This is a genomic window from Oceaniserpentilla sp. 4NH20-0058 (genome assembly GCF_040371755.1).
GTDB lineage: Bacteria > Pseudomonadota > Gammaproteobacteria > Pseudomonadales > Oceanobacteraceae > Bermanella.
In genome coordinates this window covers 267,519-292,517 of record NZ_BAABWE010000004.1, presented here as the reverse complement: position 1 = coordinate 292,517, position 24,999 = coordinate 267,519, and the positions used below count along the sequence as shown (strand labels likewise).

The 24,999-nt window shown below is 42.0% G+C and carries 22 protein-coding genes; 11 read left to right on the top strand and 11 right to left on the bottom strand.

Annotated features, from left to right (window positions below; all coding sequences use genetic code 11):
- Window positions 1-351 precede the first annotated feature (351 nt).
- Genes miaA through ABWV45_RS07945 form a run of 5 tightly spaced genes read right to left on the bottom strand, consistent with a single transcriptional unit; the run spans window position 352 to window position 6,545 of the window.
- Window positions 352-1,284, bottom strand: a complete 933-nt coding sequence (gene miaA, locus ABWV45_RS07965; RefSeq protein WP_353350434.1) for a tRNA (adenosine(37)-N6)-dimethylallyltransferase MiaA — start codon at window positions 1,282-1,284, stop codon at window positions 352-354.
- Between the two features lies 1 nt (window position 1,285).
- On the bottom strand, window positions 1,286-3,160 hold the full coding sequence (mutL, locus tag ABWV45_RS07960; RefSeq protein WP_353350432.1) for a DNA mismatch repair endonuclease MutL: 1,875 nt from the start codon (window positions 3,158-3,160) through the stop codon (window positions 1,286-1,288).
- Window positions 3,161-3,192: 32 nt separating this feature from the next.
- On the bottom strand, window positions 3,193-4,518 hold the full coding sequence (locus tag ABWV45_RS07955; RefSeq protein WP_353350430.1) for an N-acetylmuramoyl-L-alanine amidase: 1,326 nt from the start codon (window positions 4,516-4,518) through the stop codon (window positions 3,193-3,195).
- Window positions 4,519-4,536: 18 nt separating this feature from the next.
- Window positions 4,537-5,004 (bottom strand): tRNA (adenosine(37)-N6)-threonylcarbamoyltransferase complex ATPase subunit type 1 TsaE, encoded by a 468-nt coding sequence (gene tsaE / locus ABWV45_RS07950; protein WP_353350428.1) that lies wholly within the window; start codon window positions 5,002-5,004, stop codon window positions 4,537-4,539.
- 17 nt (window positions 5,005-5,021) lie between these two features.
- Entirely contained in the window at window positions 5,022-6,545 is a 1,524-nt protein-coding gene (locus ABWV45_RS07945) for an NAD(P)H-hydrate dehydratase (protein ID WP_353350426.1), read from the bottom strand.
- Window positions 6,546-6,670: 125 nt separating this feature from the next.
- Between ABWV45_RS07945 and ABWV45_RS07940 the strand changes: the two genes are divergently transcribed.
- The 5 genes from ABWV45_RS07940 (at window position 6,671) to ABWV45_RS07920 (ending at window position 10,217) form a co-directional block, all read left to right on the top strand.
- Window positions 6,671-7,486, top strand: a complete 816-nt coding sequence (locus ABWV45_RS07940) for a hypothetical protein (protein WP_353350425.1) — start codon at window positions 6,671-6,673, stop codon at window positions 7,484-7,486.
- Between the two features lie 8 nt (window positions 7,487-7,494).
- Window positions 7,495-8,577, top strand: a complete 1,083-nt coding sequence (gene queG, locus ABWV45_RS07935; RefSeq protein WP_353350423.1) for a tRNA epoxyqueuosine(34) reductase QueG — start codon at window positions 7,495-7,497, stop codon at window positions 8,575-8,577.
- A gap of 298 nt (window positions 8,578-8,875) precedes the next feature.
- Complete coding sequence (locus ABWV45_RS07930) at window positions 8,876-9,052, top strand: hypothetical protein (protein ID WP_353350421.1); 177 nt, start codon at window positions 8,876-8,878, stop codon at window positions 9,050-9,052.
- A gap of 122 nt (window positions 9,053-9,174) precedes the next feature.
- Window positions 9,175-9,654, top strand: a complete 480-nt coding sequence (locus ABWV45_RS07925; RefSeq protein ID WP_353350419.1) for a hypothetical protein — start codon at window positions 9,175-9,177, stop codon at window positions 9,652-9,654.
- Window positions 9,655-9,905: 251 nt separating this feature from the next.
- Window positions 9,906-10,217: a DUF7957 family protein gene (locus ABWV45_RS07920; protein ID WP_353350417.1), complete on the top strand. Its 312-nt coding sequence runs from the start codon at window positions 9,906-9,908 to the stop codon at window positions 10,215-10,217.
- A 208-nt stretch (window positions 10,218-10,425) separates the two neighbouring features.
- On the opposite strand, the gene ABWV45_RS07915 is transcribed toward ABWV45_RS07920, so the two are convergent.
- Window positions 10,426-11,421: a transposase gene (locus tag ABWV45_RS07915; protein ID WP_353350415.1), complete on the bottom strand. Its 996-nt coding sequence runs from the start codon at window positions 11,419-11,421 to the stop codon at window positions 10,426-10,428.
- 522 nt (window positions 11,422-11,943) lie between these two features.
- Here ABWV45_RS07915 and ABWV45_RS07910 point away from each other — a divergent pair.
- Window positions 11,944-12,891, top strand: a complete 948-nt coding sequence (locus ABWV45_RS07910) for an Imm49 family immunity protein (protein WP_353350413.1) — start codon at window positions 11,944-11,946, stop codon at window positions 12,889-12,891.
- A gap of 93 nt (window positions 12,892-12,984) precedes the next feature.
- On the opposite strand, the gene ABWV45_RS07905 is transcribed toward ABWV45_RS07910, so the two are convergent.
- Entirely contained in the window at window positions 12,985-13,662 is a 678-nt protein-coding gene (locus ABWV45_RS07905) for a glutathione S-transferase family protein (protein ID WP_353350411.1), read from the bottom strand.
- Between the two features lie 589 nt (window positions 13,663-14,251).
- On the opposite strand from ABWV45_RS07905, the gene ABWV45_RS07900 reads away from it, so the two are divergent.
- Together ABWV45_RS07900 and ABWV45_RS07895 are read left to right on the top strand one after the other, a co-directional pair.
- The gene (locus ABWV45_RS07900; protein WP_353350409.1) at window positions 14,252-15,655 is read left to right on the top strand and encodes a hypothetical protein; all 1,404 of its coding nucleotides are present in this window, start codon (window positions 14,252-14,254) and stop codon (window positions 15,653-15,655) included.
- Window positions 15,656-15,955: 300 nt separating this feature from the next.
- A complete protein-coding gene (locus ABWV45_RS07895) occupies window positions 15,956-18,085 on the top strand; it encodes a TonB-dependent receptor plug domain-containing protein (RefSeq protein WP_353350407.1) in 2,130 nt (709 codons plus the stop codon).
- Between the two features lie 40 nt (window positions 18,086-18,125).
- On the opposite strand, the gene ABWV45_RS07890 is transcribed toward ABWV45_RS07895, so the two are convergent.
- Together ABWV45_RS07890 and ABWV45_RS07885 are read right to left on the bottom strand one after the other, a co-directional pair.
- The gene (locus ABWV45_RS07890; RefSeq protein WP_353350405.1) at window positions 18,126-19,229 is read right to left on the bottom strand and encodes a hypothetical protein; all 1,104 of its coding nucleotides are present in this window, start codon (window positions 19,227-19,229) and stop codon (window positions 18,126-18,128) included.
- A gap of 470 nt (window positions 19,230-19,699) precedes the next feature.
- Window positions 19,700-21,106 (bottom strand): sodium/proline symporter, encoded by a 1,407-nt coding sequence (locus ABWV45_RS07885; RefSeq protein WP_353350403.1) that lies wholly within the window; start codon window positions 21,104-21,106, stop codon window positions 19,700-19,702.
- Window positions 21,107-21,403: 297 nt separating this feature from the next.
- Between ABWV45_RS07885 and ABWV45_RS07880 the strand changes: the two genes are divergently transcribed.
- Window positions 21,404-22,141 (top strand): hypothetical protein, encoded by a 738-nt coding sequence (locus ABWV45_RS07880; RefSeq protein WP_353350401.1) that lies wholly within the window; start codon window positions 21,404-21,406, stop codon window positions 22,139-22,141.
- On the opposite strand, the gene ABWV45_RS07875 is transcribed toward ABWV45_RS07880, so the two are convergent.
- Window positions 22,138-23,292 carry a DUF2817 domain-containing protein gene (locus tag ABWV45_RS07875; protein ID WP_353350399.1) on the bottom strand — a complete coding sequence of 385 codons (1,155 nt, stop codon included), beginning with the start codon at window positions 23,290-23,292 and terminating at the stop codon, window positions 22,138-22,140. The genes ABWV45_RS07880 and ABWV45_RS07875 overlap by 4 nt on opposite strands.
- A gap of 152 nt (window positions 23,293-23,444) precedes the next feature.
- On the opposite strand from ABWV45_RS07875, the gene ABWV45_RS07870 reads away from it, so the two are divergent.
- Both ABWV45_RS07870 and ABWV45_RS07865 read left to right on the top strand, forming a co-directional pair.
- A complete protein-coding gene (locus ABWV45_RS07870) occupies window positions 23,445-23,918 on the top strand; it encodes a LabA-like NYN domain-containing protein (protein ID WP_353350397.1) in 474 nt (157 codons plus the stop codon).
- A 206-nt stretch (window positions 23,919-24,124) separates the two neighbouring features.
- On the top strand, window positions 24,125-24,340 hold the full coding sequence (locus ABWV45_RS07865) for a hypothetical protein (RefSeq protein WP_353350395.1): 216 nt from the start codon (window positions 24,125-24,127) through the stop codon (window positions 24,338-24,340).
- A 92-nt stretch (window positions 24,341-24,432) separates the two neighbouring features.
- Here ABWV45_RS07865 and orn read toward each other — a convergent pair whose 3' ends face one another.
- A complete protein-coding gene (gene orn, locus ABWV45_RS07860; protein WP_353350393.1) occupies window positions 24,433-24,975 on the bottom strand; it encodes an oligoribonuclease in 543 nt (180 codons plus the stop codon).
- Between the last annotated feature and the right edge of the window lie 24 nt (window positions 24,976-24,999).

Below are 24,999 nucleotides of genomic sequence, written 5' to 3'. Positions count from 1 at the left end.
AGGCGCTAATCTTTGCAACCATGTAACTAAAATATCGTGACCTAGCTGACAAAAATTAATTAAACCTGAGCAAACCTTAAATCCAATAAAAATCTCTATAATTACACATACGCATCCATTACTTTAATACGGTTCTTAACTAAGCCATATTGAAAAATAACGGTGGGCAAAAGGGTCTTTTATTTTATTATGAGCCGATTATTACTAATAGATTACTACTAGAGCTAATCGTTAATTACACAGTTTAATGGGGAAAATGAAAAGATAAACCAAAAAATGCACAGATATACCAAAATTCAACAGAAAATCGATAATCAATCCAGATTCATTGGAACCAACACTCAAAGCTCGCTACAAATCTAAGATATCTAACGCTTTTTGCACCAAATTAGGGTCTTCACTTTCTAACCAGTTCAAATCTTTCCAACTTCTTAGCCACGTAATTTGTCGCTTTGCTAGCTGGCGAGTGGCCACTATGCCTTTTTGAACCATGTCATCATATTCAAGCTTACCATCTAGGTAGTCCCAAACTTGGCGATAGCCAACGGCACGAATGGCAGGCAGGTTTTCGTGAAGATCCCCTCTTTGATATAACGCGCGCACTTCATCCACAAAGCCTTCATCAAGCATTTGTTTAAAGCGCAACTCAATGCGTTCATGTAAGGTTTTACGCTCTTTGGGATTGATCGCAAATTGAGTAATGCTATAAGGAATGGATTGAGCTTGTTGATTGGCCCAGTGCTCACTAAGGGGTTTACCAGTTAACATGTAAACCTCTAACGCTCGTTGCACTCGCTGCGGATCATTAGGATTTAAACGTTGAGCGGATTCAGGATCAACCAATGCTAATTTTGCATGAATGGCAGGCCAGCCTTTTTCTAACGCTTCATCTTCAATTTGTTTGCGAATGGTTTCGTCAGCTTCTGGTAAATCTGCCGCCCCTTCGATTAAAAATTTAAAGTAAAGCATGGTGCCGCCCACCAATACTGGAATCTTGCCTCGTGCTGTAATATCCGCCATCAATGGTAAAACATCCTCGCGAAAATCCGCTGCGCTGTATGGCTCGCTTGGGTCACGTATATCAATAAGATGATGGGGATATTGCGCAAGCTCTTGTGCAGTGGGCTTGGCGGTGCCGATATTCATGTCTTTGTACACCAGCGCACTATCAACACTGATAAGCTCGCAATCTAATTGGTCATATAAAGCGCAAGCTAAAGCGGTTTTACCAGAGGCCGTTGGCCCCATAATAAAAATGGCAGGCGGTAACATTGTTTGATTCATACTACTGCCCACGCATAAATAATTTATCGAGCTCTTTCATGGAAAGTTGCGTCCACGTTGGGCGACCATGGTTACACTGCCCAGAACGCTCGGTGATTTCCATGTCCCGTAATAAACCGTTCATTTCAGCAATGGTCAGTTGACGATTAGCGCGCACCGAACCATGACAAGCCATACTGGATAACACTTCATTGCGAAACTCTGTCATATGACGAGAATCCCCATGCTGTCGATAGTCTTCTAATACTTTCACCACTAAGGATTCACTATTGGCGTTACGCAATAAGATGGGCATTTGCCGAATCACTAAACTTTCTGGCCCTAGGCGCTCTAACTGAAAACCCAGCTTCACTAACTCTTGCCCGTGTTGCTCTGCAATGTCAGCTTGTTGTTGGCTTACATGAATGGTTTCCGGCACTAATAACGGCTGAGAGGGAATGCCTTGTTCATCGTAGGCGGTTTTCAAACGCTCGTAGGTGATGCGCTCATGGGCGGCGTGCATATCCACTACTACCATGCCGTGCTCATTTTGCGACAAGATATAAATGCCATGCAGTTGTGCAATAGCAAACCCCAGTGGAGGCACCACTTGATCTTGAGGATTGCCGTGTATGTCCATAGTCGGCATAGCCGAAGCATTGGGCATTGGTTGCGACAAAGCCGCACCTTCACTATGCAACTGACCATACGCGGCCATTTGCTCTCTGACTTGCCCGGGCTGAGCCGTATTAGCCGAGTAATTTTGCTGCCATGGGTTAGTGGGCGATGCAGCTTGATGCAACGGCATGTTGTTTTGCCCAGCAAACTCACCCGCCGCTATACCGCTTGCTTGAGGCTGCGCGCTTAATGCTGCTTCTGGCGCTGGAGCCTCTGGACGCACTTCCCCTAATGCACGGTGCAATGAACGAAACAAAAAGTCATGCACTAAGCGACCATCCCGAAAACGCACTTCATGTTTGGTGGGGTGCACATTCACATCCACCAGCGCAGGATCTAATTCCAAATACAATACAAAGGCACTGTGACGACCATGGTACAACACGTCTTGATAAGCTTGGCGAATGGCATGGGCCACCAGTTTGTCACGCACAATGCGGCCATTTACAAAAAAGTACTGCATGTCCGCTTGGCTGCGACTAAACGTGGGTAAACCGACCCAGCCCCATAACTTAAGCCCAGCCCCTTCCATGTCGATGCGCACGGCTTCTTTCATAAATTGCGGACTTAATAAACTGGCAACCCGTTTTTCTTGGTCAAACTCAGAGGTGCAAGGACGCAGGCTATGAATCACTTTTTGATTATGGCGAAGCTGAAATGAAACATCGTAACGGCTTAACGCCATGCGTTTGACCACTTCTTCTAAGTGATTGAATTCGGTTTTTTCGGTTCTTAGGAATTTACGTCTTGCAGGGGTATTAAAAAACAAATCCCGCATTTCAATGGTGGTACCCACGGGATGCGCGCACGGTTTTACATCCGTTGCCATGTCTCGCCCTTCCGCTTGTACTTGCCACGCTTCGTCGCTTTCTTGTTCGTGAGAGCTTAAAACCAAACGTGAAACCGAGGCAATAGACGCCAGTGCTTCTCCGCGAAAGCCCAAGCTTTGAACGGATTCCAAGTCGTCTAAATCTTTAATTTTGCTGGTGGCATGGCGGCTTAATGATAATGGCAAATCACCTTTCTCAATGCCAAAACCATTATCACGAATGCGGATTAGTTTTACGCCTCCTTGCTCAATATCGATTTCAATTCGATTGGCACCGGCATCCAAAGAGTTTTCCACCAGTTCTTTGACAACGTTTGCTGGGCGCTCGACCACTTCTCCAGCGGCAATCTGGTTAGCAAGACGAGGACTTAGGACTTCAATGCGCTTCATGGAATTCTTTTAATTAAATAAATGAGGCCAACCTAAGAGGCTGGCACTTTAATGACTTGGCCTACACGGATAATACTATTCTTCAAACCATTGAGCTGTTTCAGTGTGCTCATAGATACAGAGTGCCGCTGAGCAATCACCGACAAGGTATCACCCGGTGCAATGACGTACTCACGAATGCGATCACTTTTGTTTTTAATGCTGGCCAAATACGTACCCGGTGGCGGGAACTGCATAAAATAACGCTTTATACCTTTATGAATAGCTGCCGCCATTTGTGACTGATAAGACGAAGTTTTTAATTTCCGCGCTTCACCCGGATTCGACAAAAAGCCCGTTTCAATTAACAAAGATGGAATATCAGGGGATTTTAAAACCGCAAAACCTGCTTGCTCCACACGGCGTTTATGTAACTTGGCAACGCCCCCCATACTGTTAAGCACCATTTGCCCAAGATCCAAACTCACACTTAAACTGGCCGTCATGGATAAATCCAATAACACCCCAGCCAATAAATCTTCTTTATCGTCTAAGCTCACACCGCCGACACCACCGATTAAATCCGAAGAATTTTCTTTATCTGCTAACCAACGGGCGGCTTCAGATGTGGCCCCTCGCTGGGATAATGCAAACACCGAGCTGCCACTGGCGCGATGACTGCTAAAGGCATCGGCGTGGATAGAAATAAATAAGTCTGCATTACTTTTACGTGCTTTTTGTGTGCGCTCTCTTAGGCCAATATAATAATCACCCGTTCGAATGAGCTTGGGCGTAAAGCCTTTTTCTTTTTTTAATAACGCCTCTAATTTTTTTGCAATGGCCAACACCACCCGCTTTTCATAAATACCACCATGACCAATTGCCCCCGGGTCTTCACCGCCGTGGCCCGCATCAATAGCAACAATGATGTCACGCTTCATGCTCTCGGCTTGTGTAGCATCAATTACCGGCTGGGTAATTTCCAGTGGTTTAAAGCTGTCGCTTTTCGGTACTAAGTCGACAACTAACCGGTGGCCGTATTGTTTGTTTGGCGACAAAGGGAAGCTTTTTGCATCTACTGCTTCACGTAAATCCAGCACGATGCGTAAGTCTTTGTGATCTCGCATGGCCCAACGCATTTTTTTTACTGGCCCTACGTCTAAATCTAAATTTTTAAGGGAGTCCAGCATTTTGCTGTTATCGATATCAATAACCAATCGGTTAGGAGAACTTAGCGGGAATATTTTGTGGTCGGCCCCAGTATTCAAGTCAAATACTAAACGGGAGCTATCAGGAGCATGCCATAGCCTTACCCCCTGCACATCAGCAAGCGATACATATGAAAATGCGATTAATAAAACGGCTAATACAGTACGCACGTTATTTCTTTTTTATTGTCATAAAACTGATGCCCAAGCACTCAGCTGGGCATCCCCTTTAGGGCTGTGGCTAGTTAGCGTCAATTGACGACCTTGCTGCCACGGCTCAATTAAAATGTCGATATCGGCCTCGGGTAATACACCAACGCCTTTTTCTGGCCACTCGATTAAACACACGGTTTGATCGCTGAAATAATCCCTAACCCCCATGAATTCAAGCTCTTCAGGATCGGCTAAACGATACAAATCAAAGTGATACACGGTAAGGGTATCAAGCTCATAAGGTTCCACCAAGGTGTAAGTGGGGCTTTTCACATTTCCCTCATGGCCCAAGCCTTGGATTAAGCCACGACTTAAAGTGGTTTTACCCATCCCCAGATCACCATTTAAGTGAATCACTAAGCCCGATTGAAGCTGTAGTGCATGACTTTGAGCCCACGTCAGCATGGCGGCTTCATCGGCAAATTGTAAGGTTAAAGATGACATGGGAACTTCTCTTAGTGTCAATTTAATAGCTGACGTATCGTGTTTAGCAAATCACTGGCCACTAGGCTTGTTTGACCCGCTTTAGCGGCTTCATCAGCGGCGGCACTATGCAAACACACCGCACTGGTTACCACAGAATGTAAGTCACTGGGTAATATGGCCTCATTTTGCGCCATTATACCGATCAAAACCCCTGTAAGCACATCCCCCATGCCACCACTGGCCATGCCCGGGTTGCCATCTTGGCAGATGCTGGTTTGAACTGAACTTCCTACTAAGGTTCCCGCTCCTTTTAATACCACTTCACTGCTATACAGCTTGGCAATTTCTTGTAAGGCTTTAAATCGATCTTGGCCAATTTGCGCGGTACTCGTATTTAATAATCGAGCCGCCTCCCCCGGGTGTGGCGTCAGCACGCTAATTCTGCTTGAAAGGTTGTAATGGATTTTCTGCGATGCCAGCAAGTTAAGAGCATCGGCATCCATTACCACGGGCTTTTCACTCGCCATAACCGCTTGCAGCATTTGCTGCCCCCATGACCCTTGGCCTAACCCCGGGCCAATGGCGATGACGCTGGCTTTTTCAATCAGCCCCTTAATATCTGAAACACTGTTGACGCCATGAGCCATGATCTCCGGCTGCCTTGTTACCACAATGGATACATTCTCTGGCCGAGTGGCCACACTAACCAAACCAGCGCCACTGCGTAACGCCGCCGAAGCCGCCAAGCTAATGGCCCCCGCCATACCAGTATCACCACCTACCAACAAAACATGACCAAAGTGACCTTTATGAGAGGTGGCTATACGAGGCTCAAAGATGGCTGCGTGTTTTAAGTGCTGCCAATTTTGCAGCTCACAACTAGAAGAAATAGTTTTTACAATCTGCTTAGGCACAGCCAAACCGGCAACCCTTACTTGCCCCACATAATTAGGCCCGTCACCTGTGTATAACCCTTGTTTGTTCAGTAGCATCGTTACGGTTATATGAGCATTGATTGCCTCACCCACCACGCAACCTGTTAACCCATTCAAACCTGAGGGAATATCCACCGCTAAAATTGGTAAGCCGCTGGTATTGGCTTGCTGTATTAATGAAGCCATAGGCTCACGAGGTGGCCCTTGTATACCCGTACCAAGCAAGGCATCGACAATGACACAATTAGATAACGCCCAATTTACTTGATCACTGGCGATAACCGTCAAGCCATTATCCAAGGCATGAAAGGCGGCTTGTTTGGCCTCGCCCGTTAATTCATCCACCTTGCCATCAAACACAAGCTGGACACCTAAACCATGTTCACAAGCAAGGCTAGCCATTTCAAAACCGTCCCCGCCATTGTTGCCTTTGCCACATAAAATGATCAGAGAATGTGCGTTTGGCCATTCGCTAATGAGTACACCAAAGGCCGCTTGCGCCGCTTGCTGCATCAGTTCGTAACCATCGAATCCTAAGTCATCAATACAGGTTCGATCTAATGCTTGGCATTGATTAGGGGTATATAAGGGCTGGCCGGTGGGAAAAAGCGTTAATGGTTTCATAGAGTCACATCCTTTGAATGACTGAATTATACCCACTCTATTGGGCATCTCTAGGGGCAATAAATAGCAGCATCATTAAACGGCTTCAATTAGACTGCGCCCACATTTTATCTGAAGGGACTCCCGTGAAATACTTTACTCTTTTATTGCTAGCCTTTTCTCAACTTTCCCTTGCCCTTTCTTTAGATAAAGAGCAAACCAAGTATGTGGATGACTGCGAGGTATTGTTAGAACAAATAAAGCATTCTGAATGTGGCAAAACTACATTGGCCTTTTTGAAAAATGCTTATCTTAAAATTGGGCTGGATATTTCACAGCGCTCAATGAGTTTTAAAAACACCAGCACTTCAGAAACCGCATATGAAATGAAAGGTGAGTTCTCTCTATCTCCATTACTAACCGCCAGCTTAGGTGATAACTATTTTAAAAACTCTAATTTTGGGTATCAACTAGGGGCCAGTTACTTTTCTGATACGGCCTTTAACCAATACATTGAACGGGGCAGTCAAAGTAAAGAAATTGACATGCAAACTTATAGTAAAATGACGGTTATTGCATTTACGCCAACCCTTTTTTACAGTTTTGGAGATCACCTTTCACAAAGGGATAACTTTTTCACTCTTGGTATAGGATTAACTGCTGGCTACTCAAAAGTAAAAGGCAATGCCTATGTTACTAATGATACAACCAACTCTGTCTGCTACGATGCAGGCACACAATTTGTGTTAAACAACGTGAGTCCAGCTGGCTTGCTCAATTGCGAATTCCGTACCTACGAGTCGGACGGGTTAAGCTATGGTGCACGAATTTATCTAGCTTACGAATATCACAAATGGATAACTGAGATTTCTGGCAGCAACTACAATCAAGATTTAGACAGCGCCTATACGTTTTCAACCTTTGATTTTAGCTTTAGCGTTTCACGAAAATTTGGTTTTTAATATAAAACATGAGCAATACACTTACCCCTGAACACAGCCGACAACTGGCCCAAGAAATCAAAACTTGGGGTAGACAGTTGGGCTTTGCTCAGGTGGGCATCACCGATATTGATTTAAAAGAACATGGTGAGCGCCTGCAAGCTTGGCTGGCTAAAAATTATCATGGTGAAATGGCCTACATGGCCGACCATGGTGACATGCGCTATCGCCCTGAAAAACTTCATCCAGAAACCTATCGCATCATCACCTTACGCATGGATTACATGGCACCAGAAGTACAAACCATCCGCGTATTGAACAACCCAAACCAAGCGTATATCAGCCGCTATGCCCTTGGCCGTGACTACCACAAACTCATGCGTAAACGCATCACCCAGCTGGGTAAAAAAATTGAACAAGCCATTGAAGGTTTAAACATCACCCCAAACATGCGCGCCTTTGTGGATAGCGCCCCCGTATTAGAACGCGGCCTAGCGCAAAAATCAGGCATGGGCTGGATTGGCAAAAACGCCATGCTCATCAACCCAAAAGCAGGCAGTTACTTTTTCTTAGGGGAATTATTCACCAACCTCCCCTTACCGATTGATGAACCATATACCGACATGAACTGCGGCAGTTGCAGCGCGTGTATTCCCGCCTGCCCAACCGGCGCCATTGTGGACAACCACATAGTGGATGGGCGCAAATGCATATCGTATTTAACCATCGAATTAAAAACGGCTATTCCCGTTGAGCTACGCAGTAAAATGGGTAATCGCATTTTTGGCTGCGATGACTGCCAGCTGTGCTGCCCGTGGAATAAATTCACCACCCCCTCACAAGAGCCAGACTTTACCCCAAGACATAATCTCGATACCGCCACTTTGTTGGAATTATTCGCATGGGATGAAAAAACTTTTTTAAATAAAACCGAAGGCACGCCTATTCGCCGTGCAGGCCATGAGCGTTGGTTAAGAAACATCGCCGTGGCATTAGGCAATGGGCCTTATTCACAAGAGGTGATGCAGGCATTGAATGAGAAGAAAGACTTCCCATCAGAGTTAGTGCAAGAGCACGTGGCGTGGGCGATTGAACAACAAAGAAAAATTTAAGCGTAACAATGTTATCAGGCTAAGTCCTAGCCAAGCACGCCAATACTAACAATTACTCACGCCATATTTATCGGTGCTAGAAAAAAGCAACGACACTCGTAAAACACAATAGAATAAACTGTGATACCAAGACTGGCCTTTTCCTTCCTTGATTTAGGCATGTTGCAATCCTTGCAATTAACTTGAACAAGCATGGATGATTAACGATGGGTGAGCGAAGAGAATAGTTATTAATTATTGACGCTTTATACTTTTCTCTTAATATGACTGTCTTATTTAGTTCTGTACTGTAAATGCCATGACTGATGATGTAAATTCAAAAATATCGCTACCAACAATTAATAAAGATGGCGTTAATAAACATTGGATTCCAGGTGGCTTTACGTCGGGTGGAATGCCAGAAGCAACATATTCTGGTTCTACCTTTGAGAAACATTACAACACAAAGTCAATAGATGATTTCTTTGGAGGTTAGCATGAAAAAATATCGAGGCTGCCCCGAAGAATATGAGGTATTAAAAGAAACTCATTTATCAATAGAGCTATTTAGAGCTGCCCCCCCCAAGTAAAGGCTCTGGGGGGGGGAAGGTTTTAACGTTGCCAGCTCAGTTTTGGCCTAGGTTTGTATTTGATGAGGAATGGAGGAATGAGTTATTTGCGATCTATGGAAAGACTGTTTATACAGAAAAGTACCCTAAAAAAACTGTTACTCTAGGTGGGCGTGTTTTTAATGATAAAGTTCAGGATAGTGAAAGTAGGACGGGTATTGTACCTGAAGATTTTAAGTATGCTTTCACTAAATTTCCGGATTGTCCTAGAGATTATTCTAAACATAGTGAAAATGATAAAGAAATAAAGTTGGGATTTTATTATTTGGACCTTTCAGATGGAGGTCACTTGACGGTCCCAGCTGTACTTTGGGATCGCTTTGTAACAGATAAGAAATGGCGATCAGAAATGCTGTTAAAATATGCTCGGCTTGTTGAACTTGACTATAAATCGCCGGAAGAAATCATCAAGCGCTTTGGAGAAAAGGAGCTTTATAAAACGGGTATCATTCCAGAAAGTGAATATTAACGAACTAAGGATTAAATAAAGAAGATAAATAGCCTATTTGAAATAAATATGACAGTCATATTAAGAATGCACTGCCAGACTTGCCTACTAAGATGATACCTGTAAGGGTTCCTAGCAACACCAACATGTATGTTGGGAAGGCAAATAGTGTAGATTCATGGGGGAGTGGAGGTGGAGAGCAATATTACACTACAGATTGGGTTACACCTGATTGGCTTGATAGAGAATCAATAGTTAACATTGAGTAGTTTATGCGAGAAGAACTATATTATATTCTGAATGGGGTACTCTTTATAAAGGGCGTTAAAAAAGATTTGCCGCGCCCTGTAGAAGAAGTGCTGTATTCATCAGAAAAAATAATTTTTAGGTACGTTGTCGACGGTAAAACATTTGATAATCGTAATATTGGAGCTTTCAGTAAAAATGGGGATTTTTTATGGTTTATTGAAGAGAGCTGCCCAAAAGATAAGTTTAATGAATACTATAAAATGTACTTAAATGAAGATAATGAATTAGTTTCTAGAATTTGGGCAGGCCAAGAGTTTTTAATTGATTCGAAATAAATATGACAGTCATATTAAGAAAGTAAAACATAAAAGACATTCATTAGCCTCTGCGTACTTTTCCAATATTCAAAATAAAATGTGACTTATGAAAAACCAATACAAAAGTATTGATTGAAGAAGGTGATGACTAGTCATTCAAGGGATTCCGCCCACGCCAAAAATCTGAGTGATTCAGATTTTTTTATTTTGTAAGGCTGAAAATTGTTTAGCCCAGTAGAACTTGGCTTGCTTGAAGGCTTGTTCGTCGCTGACGATTAAAATACGGTAAGGCGTTGTTCAATGATTCTGGCTCGCCCACTAACCCTTTAAAGTTTGTTTCAAAAGTTTGTGTCAGTTCAAGCCAGTTATCCGAGCGGATGTTGAGCCGCTGCAATATGGGCGGTAGCTTAGCGGAAATGGCACCCCGCTTATCTTTACGAATCATTCGACCTGTCCAATCCAATAATTCTAAATAATCCGTGAGTTTAAAGGGAAGACCTAAAGGCATATCTTGTTTTGGGTTGCCAACAAAAGGCAGCAATTCTTTCACTTGTTGATCGGGATGATTGGCTAGCTGAGCCGATTTTGCTTTTTCAATCCGCTTTTTAGCTGAAGTGTGATCTGAGGTTTCAGGGGATTTTGCCATTTTTGCGCGAATAGGGTTTAAATCGACGTACGCTAAGCAGGCTGCTAAAGCCTTTTCATCTAATAAGGCTTGAGATTTGAAGCGCCCTTCCCAGAAGTGACCTGTGCAATTATCTTCTTCGTTGGCTTTGCGTGAAATGGTTTCATTTAAACGGCGCATAAACCAGCTAATGTCCATCAAACGCTCACGCCATAGGCTGACGAATTCTGCTAATTTGTCTTTTTCTGCTTTGCTGAATTTAGGATTAACGCGATAACGCTGGCTAAGCACATTGCCTTTATACAAAGAGTGCCAACGCTCAATTACCTCATCAAAAGTCCACGAATCTGCTTGCTGTTTATTGACATGCAAAACCACATGATAATGGTTAGACATAATGGCGTAAGCGGCAATATCGACGGCAAAGGTGTGTGCTTGCTTGAGTAATTCGTCCTCTAGCCAAGCTCGGCGGTGCTCATAACTGTGCTGCGTAGAATCATCTGTGCCGCACAAAAAAGCTCGACGCACACAGCGTGAAACGCAATGATAATAAGGTGTGGCCTCAAGGCTGACCTGTTCCTTTCTGGGTTTAGGCATGTTGCAATCCTTGCAGTTAACTTGAACAAGCATGGATGATTAACAGTGGGACGGCGATAAGAAAATAGTATGAATCATAGGCGGTTCATACTATTCTCTTAGTATGACTGTCTCAATAATGGATTCTGGTGAATGTCGTAAGATAAAGCTTAAAAATTTACTGGCTTCTTCTAAGTCTTTTTTTGATGAAGGCATTATAATGATAGATGCTTTAAACAACGATTGAATATAGTATCTTAGCTGTAACTAAAAACTTAATCAATATTATGAGGAGGGTATAAATAGGACAGTCAAATCAAGAAAGAAAAGCATAAAGAGCATTCATTAGCCTCTGCGTACTCTCCCAATATTCAAAAGACAGCCTAATCAGACAGTCATAGTAAGAGAAAAGTAGTTAACTTGAACAAGTATGGATGATTAACGGTGGGTGTGCGATAAAAAAATCGAATGAATCATAGACACGCCATACTATTTTCTTTATATGACTGTCTCAATTATTTGTTAAATTTCCGGAGAATTAAAATGGCATATTTACCTGATTGGGATGGGCATCTTCCATATTTACTTGAGAGAACGCAACGAAGTCAAATTGACGAGGTTTTAAATAGCTACAAATATGGATTTACAAATAGTGATCAAAATAAGGCGTCGCCTCAAACTTTAACACTAAGTGTGAAGTATTTATTTTTAGGCCTGATAGATTGGCATCAAAATCATAAAGTTGAATCCATAAAAGAATTGGCTTTTATTTCAGCGAAGTTTCAACGTATGTATTACTTATGTAGGCCAGACGCAAGTTTAGCCTATGGTACGTTTAGAGCTTTTACTGCTTTGCTATCGGATAACCCGGAAATAATTCATTGGTTTGCTTGGCATGTAATCCCTTGCTTGACGGGGCCTAAAGGGCGTCCCCCTCATTATTTACAACCTAATAAACTGCAATTTCATACATTTAATTGTCATTTAGCCATGATGAAAGAACTCGACTGGCTAGGCGAACGCAGCGAACAAGCGTTAGCAGGCAATGTAAAATACAAGGCTGGTAAATCTTACCTCCATGATTTTTTATTTTTTAAAGCATTGGCTGAGGGTAATAAGCAGCTCATGGAAGATAACATCCACGCGTTACTAAAAGGACGAGTGGCGTATACCCGCAATAATGAAAACGGCATGACCGCTCAAAGCAAAGTGATTTCTACTTGGGGCTTCATGCTGGCAAAAATGGCGTATTTAAATGGCTATGAATTAGACATAGATAGCCCATGGGTGCCGCAAGAATGGTTACCAGTTAAACCGCTTGAGAGCTACCCTGTAGACATTGATTTTGTAAGTGATTTTGATTTATTTACTCCGTTTAAGGGGGAATCCGCCTATTTCAAGAATGCACAAGACTTCTCTCCTATACATCCATTAAAACCTCAACCAAATATTAGAGAATGGGTTGAAGACGTGGTCAGGGCTTATCCTTAAAAAACACATAGAGAAACAGCCTAATCAGACAGTCCTAGTAAGAGAAAAGTATGGAACGCCTATGACTCATACTTTTCTCTCTATTAATGTTGGTTAAAAACCATATAAAGCTTTCAAATGCGCCATAAACAAGGGGCTGTTTTCTGCCGAGTCGGCGCGTATTTTCTTCACGAGTGGGCGCTCTTCCATTCGTTTACAGTAAGCACTTAAACCCGGTACATCGGCGAGTGGGTCTCTTCCCAAAAACGCCTTACCGACACTGCGAACAATCGGTAGGTTCAGTATGACCGCTATATCTGCCAGCGTGAATTGATCTCCATAGGCGAATTGCTTAAAAGTCGACAGCTTGGGCAGTGCGGCTGCGGCCTTGTCCAAAGCGATTTCGACTTCCTTCAATACCGTTGGGTCCGGTTTTGTGCCACCTAAGAGGTTAGGAATCAATCGACGTGCAACCAATTCAAAGTACAGCTCTATGAATTGTGCTAGTTCCTGCACTTTGGCAATACCAAAGGGCGTGTCCGGTAGTAGCGATGGTTCGGGGTGAGCCTGTTCGATGTACTCAAGGATGGCTCGAGATTCACTGATAAAGCCTTCAGGGGTTTCTAAAGCAGGCACCTTACCCAATGGGCTTTTATCGAGATACTCTGGTTTATATTTCGGTCCAACGCCGGTGTATGACAGGACTTCCTCAAACTCGATACCTTTTTCTAGAAGGGCCAGCTTGGGGATGTTGTAATAGTTACTCGAAGAGAACCCGTGAAGTTTGTACATTTTTACTCCTAATTTTTGTTTTTGTGCTTTTCTACAAGGGAGAACCCCCTGCATATGCAGGGGGTAATGCCAGTAGATAAAAATTGGCCTTTACAATACAGACAGAGCAGCAAATTGTCTCGAAAAAATGGCTATTTGAAGTGAGTTGACCGAGTTAGAATGGCTTTCTTGTGCTGACCGCGTCTTGTATTAAATAATTTAATAATTATGGATAACCATGCAATTAGGTTGGCTACCTGTGCGGTAAAAGTTCAATTTATTAGAAGAAATAGGACAGTTATATTAAGAGCAATACTTTTCTCTTAATATAACTGTCTATATTTTGGAAAGCTTCACGTTAAATTGAATTCTATTTTGAGCCGATTCTTAGCAAAGCAATTGATGTTACAATAATAGATACGGTAAGCGTGTTTATTGCTTATAGTACTTTTGTGAAGTATCAAGTAACAACTACAAATTAGTTGATAAAATTGGCCCACTTGATTCAGGTTACGATTAAAGGTGATTCTAATAATAATGACCATTGTAACGGTTATACTTTTCTAAATACCATATACAGATAAAAGCTAGCAATCAAAGAGGCGGGATTATGAGGCATGACTTAATAGGAATTTTGTCAATTCTATTTTTGTTTGGGGCTGCCCATGCATCCGCAGATAATACGACTGAAAGAATAAATGGTGTTTCCCAATTCCTAATAGATAGGGCTAATGATAACTACCTTTATATTTTTGAAAGAAGCATAAAAAATAATAATGCGCTGAAGTGTTACTTTGGTCAAACCAGAGAGAATCTTGAGCTTGCTGGTTTAAAGGAGCTTCTAATATCTAGAGAATTATGGAAATCATCCTTAGAAAATGATCTAGATACATTATTAACAAGATCTTCTGCTAGATATATTGAGAGAACATTCGAATTTAGCAAACAAACTTCTACATTGTGGAGCGGTTATATTGAATTACTTCAATATCTTGAAGTAAAACATAATGGAAACTTTCACCCGTTAAATCAATTACCAATCGGAGCAGATCAAGAATTAATAAATTTAGTTAATTCATTCTACGAAACAGCAAATAATATAAATGCCGCTTTAGAATATTTTGGTGGCCTAAACCAAGATAATCTGTGTCAAACACCCGTCGTCAGTAGAAAAGAATTTATCAAAAAGATTGACTCAGTTTATAAAATTGATGAATCAGTTAAAAAGATAATTGGAGTCTTTAAGAAGCACCTCAAAAACAAGACATTAAAAGTAAGCGAATCGGCTAGTCATGAGCTACAAAATGGCCTTATTGCTTATACAGAAAGTCAATTATTAGTGGTAACTCAGCAAAATGATAACGTCATTGATGATATCAAGGAGCTTATAGAGTTAACTGATCTTTTTAGAGACGATAACACTAGTAATACTGTGAAAGTTGTCACTGCTTTCAAAGCGATACGTTCTCACGCCAGTATAAGTGCTGATGACTTCAATAAACTGAAACGTCACGTACTATTTTTTGCGCAAGTCAGCGATTCTGAAACGTCTGACGAAGTTTCCACCATTTTAAAATCATACACTTTGCCCTCCGTTAGTTTTTTTGAAAAACGAACTAAAAGTGAAAAATGGATTATTAATTCCTATTTGGGGGTCGCTTTTGGTGGTTCGGATGTTCCAAGCGGTGAAGACGATAGTAATTCAGGCGGGATATATGCACCTATAGGTTTGGAGTATTCCCATACTATTGGTGATGGCGGCTCCTTGAGTTATATGGTTGCGCCTTTCGACTTTGGCTATCCAATTAGTTTGAAGCTTAATGGAATTGAGTCAGAAGTAGAGTTTGATGAAATAGTAGCCCCCTCGTTAGGTGTTACTTACGGATGGCCTAAGAGTCCGCTGGCAATAGGTATTATGTATCAAAAGGGTCGCACCTTTGCTACATCCGACGAACAAGAGGAAAGAGCTTTTGTTCATATTTCATTTGATATGCCTCTTTTTATATTGATGTAGGCAACAGGATATACTCAACCAAAGTGTTCAACTCGACACTGAACCTTCCCGATAATGTGGGCACCTTTAAATGACTTAAAGGTGTCTCAATACCCAAATATAATAACCCACAAAAAGTTTGGTTTTTTCAAATGGGTTTAAAAGCAAGCCATTAAATTAAGCTATCAACCTGATATTCAAAGTAAAACTCGTCTTAAAAGGCTGTGCTTTAACAGGGCCTTTAATGCTTGTTTGGCTATTCTGCGTATTGCCCATTATAAACTATACTGTAACGAGATCCTTAAAGGCCATACTCGACTTATGAAAGTCTTACTGATAGTGGTCGCTGTTATTACTTGGACGCCTCATTTAGTACTGGCTGAACCATCTGATGATGAGGTCGATTTATTTGAGCTTCCTCTTGAGTCCCTCATGAATATCGCTGTAAAAGGTGTGGCCAGCTTAACTAATACGCAGCGACGTCATATCCCAGCTAGCATCACTTATATTTCTCACAAAGATATTCGTCGCAGTGGCGCCCGTAGCCTTGATGATTTGCTCAGTATTTATGTGCCTGGGTTTCAGGTGTGGTTAAAAACCAACGGTAACCCTATGGGTATGCGCGGTATTATCAGTGATCGTAATACTAAAATGCTGCTATTGGTAAATGGTCGCCTAATGAACGAGCACACTGCATTGGGTATTGTGAGCGAACGTTATCTATCCATGCTGGGTGACATTAAGTCCATCGAAGTCATTCGCGGCCCGGGTTCCCAAGTCTATGGTCCGGGTGCCATCGCAGGGGTTATTAATATCACCACATTCAATGGTGAAAATATCTTAGGCCAAAAAGTCAGCGTTAAAGCCGGTGCACTTGAAGAGTTTTATAGTTTTGAATTTCAAACAGGGAACCAACTGGATTCAGGAGCCAACCTTTATTTTTATTATGGTGTGGATAAATACCTAGGCGCTGACAATGATAAGGCCCCCATGACATTCAGCAGCGACTTTACTAATGCTGTCACTAATGACAGTGCTATTGCATATGAACCCGTACCTTTTAGTGTACCCAGCTATAAGGCCGCGTATCCTGATTCATTACGACAAAAACTCCATATTGATTACCGTTATGAGGATCTTTCCACTTGGCTGCGCTACACACAAGGGGGCCAAACCCGAGATTTATCCTTAAATACCTATTCAAACAAGGACCCTGCCAGTGCCATTGATGAAGGGATCGGTTATCAGCAGATCACTTTTACGAGTCAATACCAACCAACGATTAATGATTCTCTTCGGTTAGATGCACGTATCAGTTATGACATATTTGATGTGGAATTTGGCTCTCGTCACTATCGCGAAGATGAAATCAACATGCGCTTGTTAGCCCATTGGCAAATACAAGATGAGCATAAATTATCCGCAGGCATAGAATATTCAAATGAATATTTTGGTAAAAAAAGTCTTAGCTATCCCAATGAACCGGTTTCAATAAGCTCCAGCCTTACTAACCTTGATAGCGGCCAATGGCAAACCCACATGACCAGTGTATTAAGCGACTATCAATGGAATGTTAATTCACAATGGACATTATTCGCTGGTTTAAGATCAGACAAACACAGTTACACTCAATGGATGCACTCCCCTAGATTAGCCGCTGTACTAACAACCAATAAACACAATCAGATAAAAGTTTTACTTAATCGTTCAGTTCGTCGTGCAGACGATGATAACTTAAGGGAATATTACCTGCTCTCAGGAAGTGCTAGCGGACAAACTGAAACACTCAATGCGATAGAGCTAAGCTGGGAGCATCAATGGATGCAAAATAACCGTAATTTAATCAGTATCTTTTATAATGATTATGATTTGATTGGCTGGGACAGCAGTGCTCAAGAAATAAATCCGCTGGGCAATTTGAAAACCATTGGAGTAGAAGCAGAATCCCATATTCAATGGCAAAAAAATCGTCTCTCTGTGCTTTATAGTTACGCTGATGAGCAAGCATTTACTTTGGATCAAGCCGGTACTAATCAGTTTATCAGCGCATCTGTTTATGGGTACGGTAGCGATTTAGCCAATTACGCTAAGCACACCATGAAGCTGATTTATCAACATTCATTTAATTCTCAATGGGATGGTTTTACGTCCTTACGGGCATTAATGGCTTTAGACGGCTCTGAGGCCATGGCCGATTACAATCTATACGAAAACAATAACAGCCTAACGAGCTTACCTCGTACAGACGGCAGCGGCAGAGCATTTGAAAGCCGTTATTACTGGGATTTAAGCGTCCAGTATCATGTAAAGAATATGCAAATCGGAATCTTTGCATACAATGTTTTAGGTTGGTTAGATCAGGACTTGAATCGTAGAAATGTATTTGGCCGATCAGGCCAATATCGCTTAGAAGCGCCATCCATTTCAACGTCACTTCAATATCAGTTTTAATTAAAGCACGGGCTTGCCCATGCTTTAATTGGTTTACCCTTTATTGAATATAAGAGGTAGAGCCCACCATAATGCTCGCCCCTGCACCTGAGCCAGCTGCCGCACTTATTTCAAAGGCAATACCTTGAAAATCTAAATTTAGCAGTCCAAATGCCACAGTAATGGAGCCTCCTATATGATTCACTCCAGCACTGGCAGCAGACAGGCTAACAGCCCAGTAGAAGCCTTCTAAATCTTCTGTATTTGCTACCCAATAACCAAATTGAATCCCCTGTGACGCACCGGGCGTACTCAAACCCGCACCATAAGAAAAGATGCCTTTTGCTGCGCCTTTTGTATCAATAGCCAAAGCGGGAGAAACACCAACATTTAAACCCCGAGCACCCACGTCTAAGTCATAACCAATCGAAAATGACGAACCTAAATGCTTAGTAAAAGGGAACTCACTTAGCTCCCCTCCGCGTTCAAACCCATTCAATACCGCTAAGCCTGAGTCATTTAAGTAATCATAATATTGAGCTGGGATTTTGTTTGATTTTTTGTAAAAGCCCACTACATCACCAATGAGTTCTGCTTTATCACTAATGGCGTCTTTCGCTTTTTGCAAAAGTAAAATCTTCAACACTTCATTGAGTATACTTGTGATTAAATAATTGGTGACGCCCTTTAACTCCTCTGTGACTTTATTAATGGGCCCTGTAAAATCTGACAGTGTTAAATTTAATGGTGAAAGCACGCTATCAATTTGTTTTTCAATTTCACCTGCTACACCATCACCCAATTTTGCCACGGCTTGTATGACAGGAATGCCTTCTTTGAGTGCTGAACTGGCCAGCTTGGCGCCCTCTTGCGCAACGGCATTAAAATCCCCACGGGCCAAGTCTTGGGAGACATTGGTTGCTGCTTTAACCGTATCCACTGATAATTTAGCCGCGGCATTAATACCCGTCTTAGCAGCCCCTACTGTCGCTTTTGCTGCATCTTCGGCTAAATTAACGGTTTCATTTGCTACCGTTTCTGCCGCATCCTTAGTCGCGTTTGCGGCATCTTCCGCAGCATCCTTGGTTGCATTCGCTGCATCTCTTGCGGCACGAGCGGCTTGTTCTGCTGCTTTGACTGGATCAAATCCATCAAAAATACCCATACGTCATTCCTTTACATTTATTAAAGTATTTGTGTCATAAAAGTTATTTTAAATTTTCTGGCATACTAGAAAAATAACCTTTCCATGAGTCTAAGACACACATGCACAGGCGCAATTTTATCAAGCAGGATTTTTTTTAGTTGATTACTTTTCATTAGTAATAAACTGTCTTTTACTTAAGGAAGTAAGGATTTAATCAAAGCATAATATGCGAATAAACATTCATTCTCTTTTCTTTGAATTTAAGTGAAATCCATCACTGTTTCCTAAGAAGAAAGCAGACACAAATCAGCAGAAAGCTTATAGATGAAATAAACAGAAAAAGTATGAAGCCAAAGAACGTGTTGAAACCCATGGACCCCTACTTGCACTGATGCAAGCACTCCCCATAGCAACAACACAAAATGCTGAGAGTCCTATCTGTCTCAGCATCACTCAATAATTAATGAAACACATGGAAACTTGGTGGTTTAATTTGACCCTTTATTTTTAAACAATATATCACCAATAAAACCACACATTAAACCCACCAGCACCCCTGGGGCCACGCTATAAATCAGTCCGCCTAAACCCAATTGTTGCCAAATTATAAACGCAACCACCCCTGATACCACCATGATAATGGCAACTAATTGTGAAACTTGCTTACCCAATGCCAGCAATAATATTAACGGCATAAACGCTGAACCTAACAACCCCCACGCATCCAGTACCAGTGCAAATACAGACTCTGCACCTGTTAAGGCAATGATCACTGCAACCAGTAACACACAAGCGGTGGTTAATTTAGCGGCCCATAAACTTTGTAATTTACCAACTTTGGATGTGAAATCTCGTGTAACTGAAGCCGAACAAGCAAGAATTAATGAATCGGCAGTGGATAACGTAGCTGAAAATAATGCCGCTAAAATCAAGCCTGTCATGACATCTGGTAATACCAACTTAGCTAACGCAGGTAATGCTAATTCCGCATCAAATACTGAGGTATCAGGAAATGCGATACGGCTTAACAAGCCCACTAATATGGCTGCCCCATAAAACAGGGTAAACCAAACATAATAATAAACACGCATGCGATTAATGTTGGACTCGTTATCCAGTGCAATAAATCGCACCACAATTTGTGGCTGACCAAATACCGTCACGCCACCAAACACCCAACCCAAAATAAAAAGTGTTATGCCAAGAAAATCTGTATCTGGAAACCAACTTAAATAATGCGGTGTTATGTTTACCATTTTTTCTACAGACGCATCCCAACCACCCGCTAAAGATACACCACCAAAAATCAACAACACCATACCAATAATCATCACGATAGATTGGGCGGCATCAGTCCAAATAGAGGCACGAATACCACCCGCTGCACTATAAAGTAATACTATAACCGCGCCGATAATTACCCCCCAGCTTGGCTGCCAATCCAATAACACCATGGTGGCCTTACTGCCTGCTTTTAGCTGCGCTGCGGCATATAAACTTAAAAATAAAATTGTAAACACGCCAACAATTCTGCGAAGAGTAACGTGGTTTTGCCCGTACCAATGGGCAATTAAGCCGCCATAAGAGTGAATTTCATCTGATCGGGAGGCGCGATGTAGGGGCCGTAAAATAATAAGAGATGCTAAAAAATCACCCGCTATCCAACCAATCATTAACCAAATAGATGACAGCCCAGTAGCATACGTTAGACCAATCATGCCGATAAACATGAACCCACTGTTATTAGTGGCCACGGCTGATAGACCTGCCAACCAAGGAGCGATTGACTTTCCTGCCACAAGGTAATCATCTTGAGTTTTGCCGCTTTTAATTAACGAACTGAGTCCGATGAACAAAAATATTAATAAAAATATTAGAAAGCTAGCCGCAATCATGGTCAAACCTTTTGAAATCGTTTTATTAGACGCTAAGTGTTTTTATTGTTTAGTACCTAGCACCAAGACTTTTCACTTTTTCATAATGCCTGAAAATGTCTGAAAATGATCTAGTTGTCTTATTGGTAGTTTTGTTAGCCATCAAATATATGAGTAAAGGTTCAAATATTATTTAAATAAAATTGATGACCATTCGTCAGCTTTGTCTCAGTATTTAGCATGAAGTTATGCCTGTATTACTTCCACTGATTTTGTCTAAGCCTGTATTCTTAATCTTCGAACAAGGAATGTACTATTATGATGGAAATAAATAGCGGGCTTTTAAGCTCTGATTTTATGCAATTCTGGCAGGCCACCTTAGCTATATGTGCCCTGTGTTTCATAATTGATGCTGCAATTATGCTGCTATTACGTGGCCCCCACCGCTCTGAACGCAGTCACTATCTAATATGTTTTATCTCAATAGGATGCTATATCGCGCTTTTCCCTCAAGACAGTGAGGTTTTTCGCCAATACTGGATGCAGATATTAATTGGCATGTATCTATTCGACTTATGCATCATTGCACGAGACTGGCATCAGCTTAAATCCAGCTACCGTGTTTTCTACTCTATACATCATTTTGCAAGTTTATGTTTGTTTACCGTATGGCATTACACTTTTGTACCCTTTACTGACGCTATGGCATTGGGCGCTTTACTTTGGGTAAGTTCAGATATTTGGCGCTGGGGAGAACAAATCTGGCGTTTAAATGGCCGTCACAGCTCAGATTTTTTGCGTAACAGTGTAGATCGCTTAGAGCGGGTTCATCGCTTGTTGGCTTATACCGTGTATCTTTGGGTTCTGGACTTTGAGTTTCAGCACTCATCAGAGGCAGTTTTACTGGTCAGCGGTATCATCATGGATGCAATTGACAGCTATTTTGTGCATAAAGCCAAGCAAGCCCACCGTAAAGCTAAAGCCAACTTAACACAAACAGCCAAGCCCAATACTCAACTCGCAGGCGCACCTGACAAACAAAAAACAGCCGCTTAAAGGTCTTGATACCACATAGACAAGGCCACTTGTTCCATGGCAAACCATTGATCGCCTGTGGGTTTCCATTGCTCAAAATTGCGGGTTGCAGCGAGCAAAAAATCCATTAAACCTAAATGTTGTCTTAGCACACGGGCGTGACGATGTGGCACAGTTGGATGAAACAAACCACTAAAGCTGAGTAATTGAATTGGCCGCTTTTTAATCCAATTCCAAGAGCCCATTTCAAGGGTTAACGGCATTAATAACTTACCCTCCATTTGACACTTACGATGAAAATAATCCCACACATCCCCATGACTTAAATATGCAGTAGACTGGGGCTCAAACAAATAATTATGGTTTGGGTAATTACGCTCCCATAATATTTTTAAAGCCATATACAAAGGCACATCACTAATAGGCTGGCGACGAAACGCATAGGGAATCCAAAGTTGATTGCGAAAACCAAAACCACTGTGAATATCTAATGCCAATACCGGTTTATTAGGTTGTGTAAACCGCTCTATGACACTTTCCAATACGGTAAACTCAATTTCCACTGCTCCCGCTTTTTTGCCACGATACCAAGGTAAGCGATTACTTATCCGCTGCCCACCTAATAAAAATGGCACTGGGTCTTCCGCTTCTATAGGGGCGTGTCGGTTTAAATCGACGCCGTTGCCATTGGCTCTTTGGTTGAGGTACATACCTGCTGGATTCACCATAGGCATAATGACCAAAGCCACCTCTTCTTCGAACTGGCTGCGCCATAGGCTATCCCAGCGAAAACGTTGCAACAAAGATTGCAACCAAGCCAGTAACGCTTGTGTGCCAATACGCTCCACTCCATGAATAGAAGCCGTAATTAATAACGTGGTTTGGCTTGTTTCTGGACTGCCGATGGTTAATAAAGGAATGGGTAAGTGAATATTATTAATGGGAATATGAGCTAATTGTTCCACTTGGATAACATCGGCATTTTGCACAATGATTTTATCCAGCTCTAAGTATTCAGGCACATAGGTTTTTAATTGCCCTTTATGACATTGCACAAATTCGTGAAAACCATTTGCCCCATTAGGCAGTGGGCTAGCCTCTACCGAATCAATCAATTTTGGGGCCAAATCGAGAGATTCAGGCACTTCAGAAGGCTCCACACTTAACGTCATAAATAAGGGTAAACACAAATAAACAAGAATACCTTAATGCTAATTCACTAGAGCCTCTGTGTCGTGATTGTCACAAAAATTTCACATACCGCACAGCTGCATCATTCCTGTGTTTTTTTTGCTATATTGGCATTTTTGATTTGGACACGTTTGTGAAAAAAATCGCTATTTTTGTCGATGTACAAAACATCTATTACACCACCCGCGACATGTACAAGCGTGCATTTAACTATAAAAAGCTATGGGCTGATTTAAGTCAGCAAGGCACTATCACTCACGCTTATGCCTATGCCATCAACCGTGGTATTGATAGCCAAATTAAATTTCAAGACGCCCTACGCGGCATTGGTTTTGAAGTGAAACTAAAACCCTTTATTCAACGCCGAGACGGCAGTGCCAAAGGGGATTGGGATGTGGGCATCACCATAGACGTGATGGAAACCGCCCCTGAGGTAGACGAAGTGGTTCTATTAAGTGGTGATGGCGACTTTGCTATTTTGTTAGAGAAAGTGCGCAATAAATACAAAGTGAAAACCACCGTTTACGGCGTGGAATTTTTAACCGCCAATGGCCTAATACAAAGCTGTGATGAATATATCAATATTGAGAAGGATATGCTGCTTTAACGGGAGACGGGAGACGGGAGACGGGAGACGGGAGACGTATCTAAAGTTTTCAAAACACCGTTGTCAAACGCTTAAAACTGGCATCCACATCCAATTATAAGCGAATAGCTTATTAGTAGCGATTCATCCAACCACTGACCTTAATCAATGCACTTTATTTTTTTCCGTTTACGATAAAGAAAAAAACATTGAAAAAGGTAGTAAGAATGAAATATCGCCCATGTAACGGTGGTTGTACCCACCAAGGCACCCATTGCGATGGGTGTGGTCGTAGCCACGAAGAAGTGAAAATCGTTAACGATCTCGTTAAGCAGCTAGCCGCATACGCAAAAGAGATGGATTACGAGAATATTGAAGATTATGCCAACTCAGTAGCGACGGGTATTTATTATAAGTTAGAAGCATTAAACAAAGAGAAGTAATAACCACTTTCAAACTTATAGATAAACCAAGCGCCACCTGAAACAAATAAACGAAAAACACGGCAACGTGTCTTCCGTTTAGCATCAAACAATCAAATACTCATAATGTTTTTGCGATAATACTGCATTTCTTCAATGCTTTCGCGAATATCATCCAATGCTTGGTGAGAGCCTTTTTTAGTCAGCCCTGTGAGTTTTTCCGGTGCCCAGCGACGGGCAAGTTCTTTTAACGTGCTCACATCTACGTTGCGATAATGAAAGAAGTCTTCCAGCTCAGGCATGTACTTATTCAAAAAGCGGCGATCCTGATGCACGCTGTTGCCACACATTGGGCTGACCCCTTTGCCCACATATTGCTGCAGAAACTCGATGGTTTGCTTAACTGCTTCGGCTTCATTGACTTGGCTATCTTTCACGCGCTGTACAAGGCCCGAATTACCATGGGTTTTGGTATTCCAATCATCCATGTTATCAATGATGCTATCTGGCTGATGAATCGCCAATACAGGACCTTCAGCCAGTACGTTTAAATCCCCGTCGGTGACAATAGTGGCGATTTCGATGATCACATCAGTGGCGGGCTCTAGACCGGTCATTTCTAGATCAATCCAAATAAGATTGTGTTTCTTTTCCATTACATCACCTTTCTGGCCTACAAC

Bases quoted from the DNA above. Each gene is read 5' to 3' on its own strand.
- ABWV45_RS07930 (WP_353350421.1), top strand. From the start codon at position 8,876: ATGACTGATGATGTAAATTCAAAAATATCGCTACCAACAATTAATAAA.
- ABWV45_RS07865 (WP_353350395.1), top strand. From the start codon at position 24,125: ATGAAATATCGCCCATGTAACGGTGGTTGTACCCACCAAGGCACCCAT.
- ABWV45_RS07880 (WP_353350401.1), top strand. From the start codon at position 21,404: ATGATGGAAATAAATAGCGGGCTTTTAAGCTCTGATTTTATGCAATTC.
- ABWV45_RS07905 (WP_353350411.1), bottom strand. From the start codon at position 13,662: ATGTACAAACTTCACGGGTTCTCTTCGAGTAACTATTACAACATCCCC.
- tsaE (WP_353350428.1), bottom strand. From the start codon at position 5,004: ATGTCATCTTTAACCTTACAATTTGCCGATGAAGCCGCCATGCTGACG.
- ABWV45_RS07900 (WP_353350409.1), top strand. From the start codon at position 14,252: ATGAGGCATGACTTAATAGGAATTTTGTCAATTCTATTTTTGTTTGGG.
- ABWV45_RS07895 (WP_353350407.1), top strand. From the start codon at position 15,956: ATGAAAGTCTTACTGATAGTGGTCGCTGTTATTACTTGGACGCCTCAT.
- ABWV45_RS07875 (WP_353350399.1), bottom strand. From the start codon at position 23,292: ATGACGTTAAGTGTGGAGCCTTCTGAAGTGCCTGAATCTCTCGATTTG.
- queG (WP_353350423.1), top strand. From the start codon at position 7,495: ATGAGCAATACACTTACCCCTGAACACAGCCGACAACTGGCCCAAGAA.
- ABWV45_RS07915 (WP_353350415.1), bottom strand. From the start codon at position 11,421: ATGCCTAAACCCAGAAAGGAACAGGTCAGCCTTGAGGCCACACCTTAT.
- ABWV45_RS07910 (WP_353350413.1), top strand. From the start codon at position 11,944: ATGGCATATTTACCTGATTGGGATGGGCATCTTCCATATTTACTTGAG.
- ABWV45_RS07885 (WP_353350403.1), bottom strand. From the start codon at position 21,106: ATGATTGCGGCTAGCTTTCTAATATTTTTATTAATATTTTTGTTCATC.
- ABWV45_RS07890 (WP_353350405.1), bottom strand. From the start codon at position 19,229: ATGGGTATTTTTGATGGATTTGATCCAGTCAAAGCAGCAGAACAAGCC.
- miaA (WP_353350434.1), bottom strand. From the start codon at position 1,284: ATGAATCAAACAATGTTACCGCCTGCCATTTTTATTATGGGGCCAACG.
- mutL (WP_353350432.1), bottom strand. From the start codon at position 3,160: ATGAAGCGCATTGAAGTCCTAAGTCCTCGTCTTGCTAACCAGATTGCC.
- orn (WP_353350393.1), bottom strand. From the start codon at position 24,975: ATGGAAAAGAAACACAATCTTATTTGGATTGATCTAGAAATGACCGGT.
- ABWV45_RS07920 (WP_353350417.1), top strand. From the start codon at position 9,906: ATGCGAGAAGAACTATATTATATTCTGAATGGGGTACTCTTTATAAAG.
- ABWV45_RS07945 (WP_353350426.1), bottom strand. From the start codon at position 6,545: ATGAAACCATTAACGCTTTTTCCCACCGGCCAGCCCTTATATACCCCT.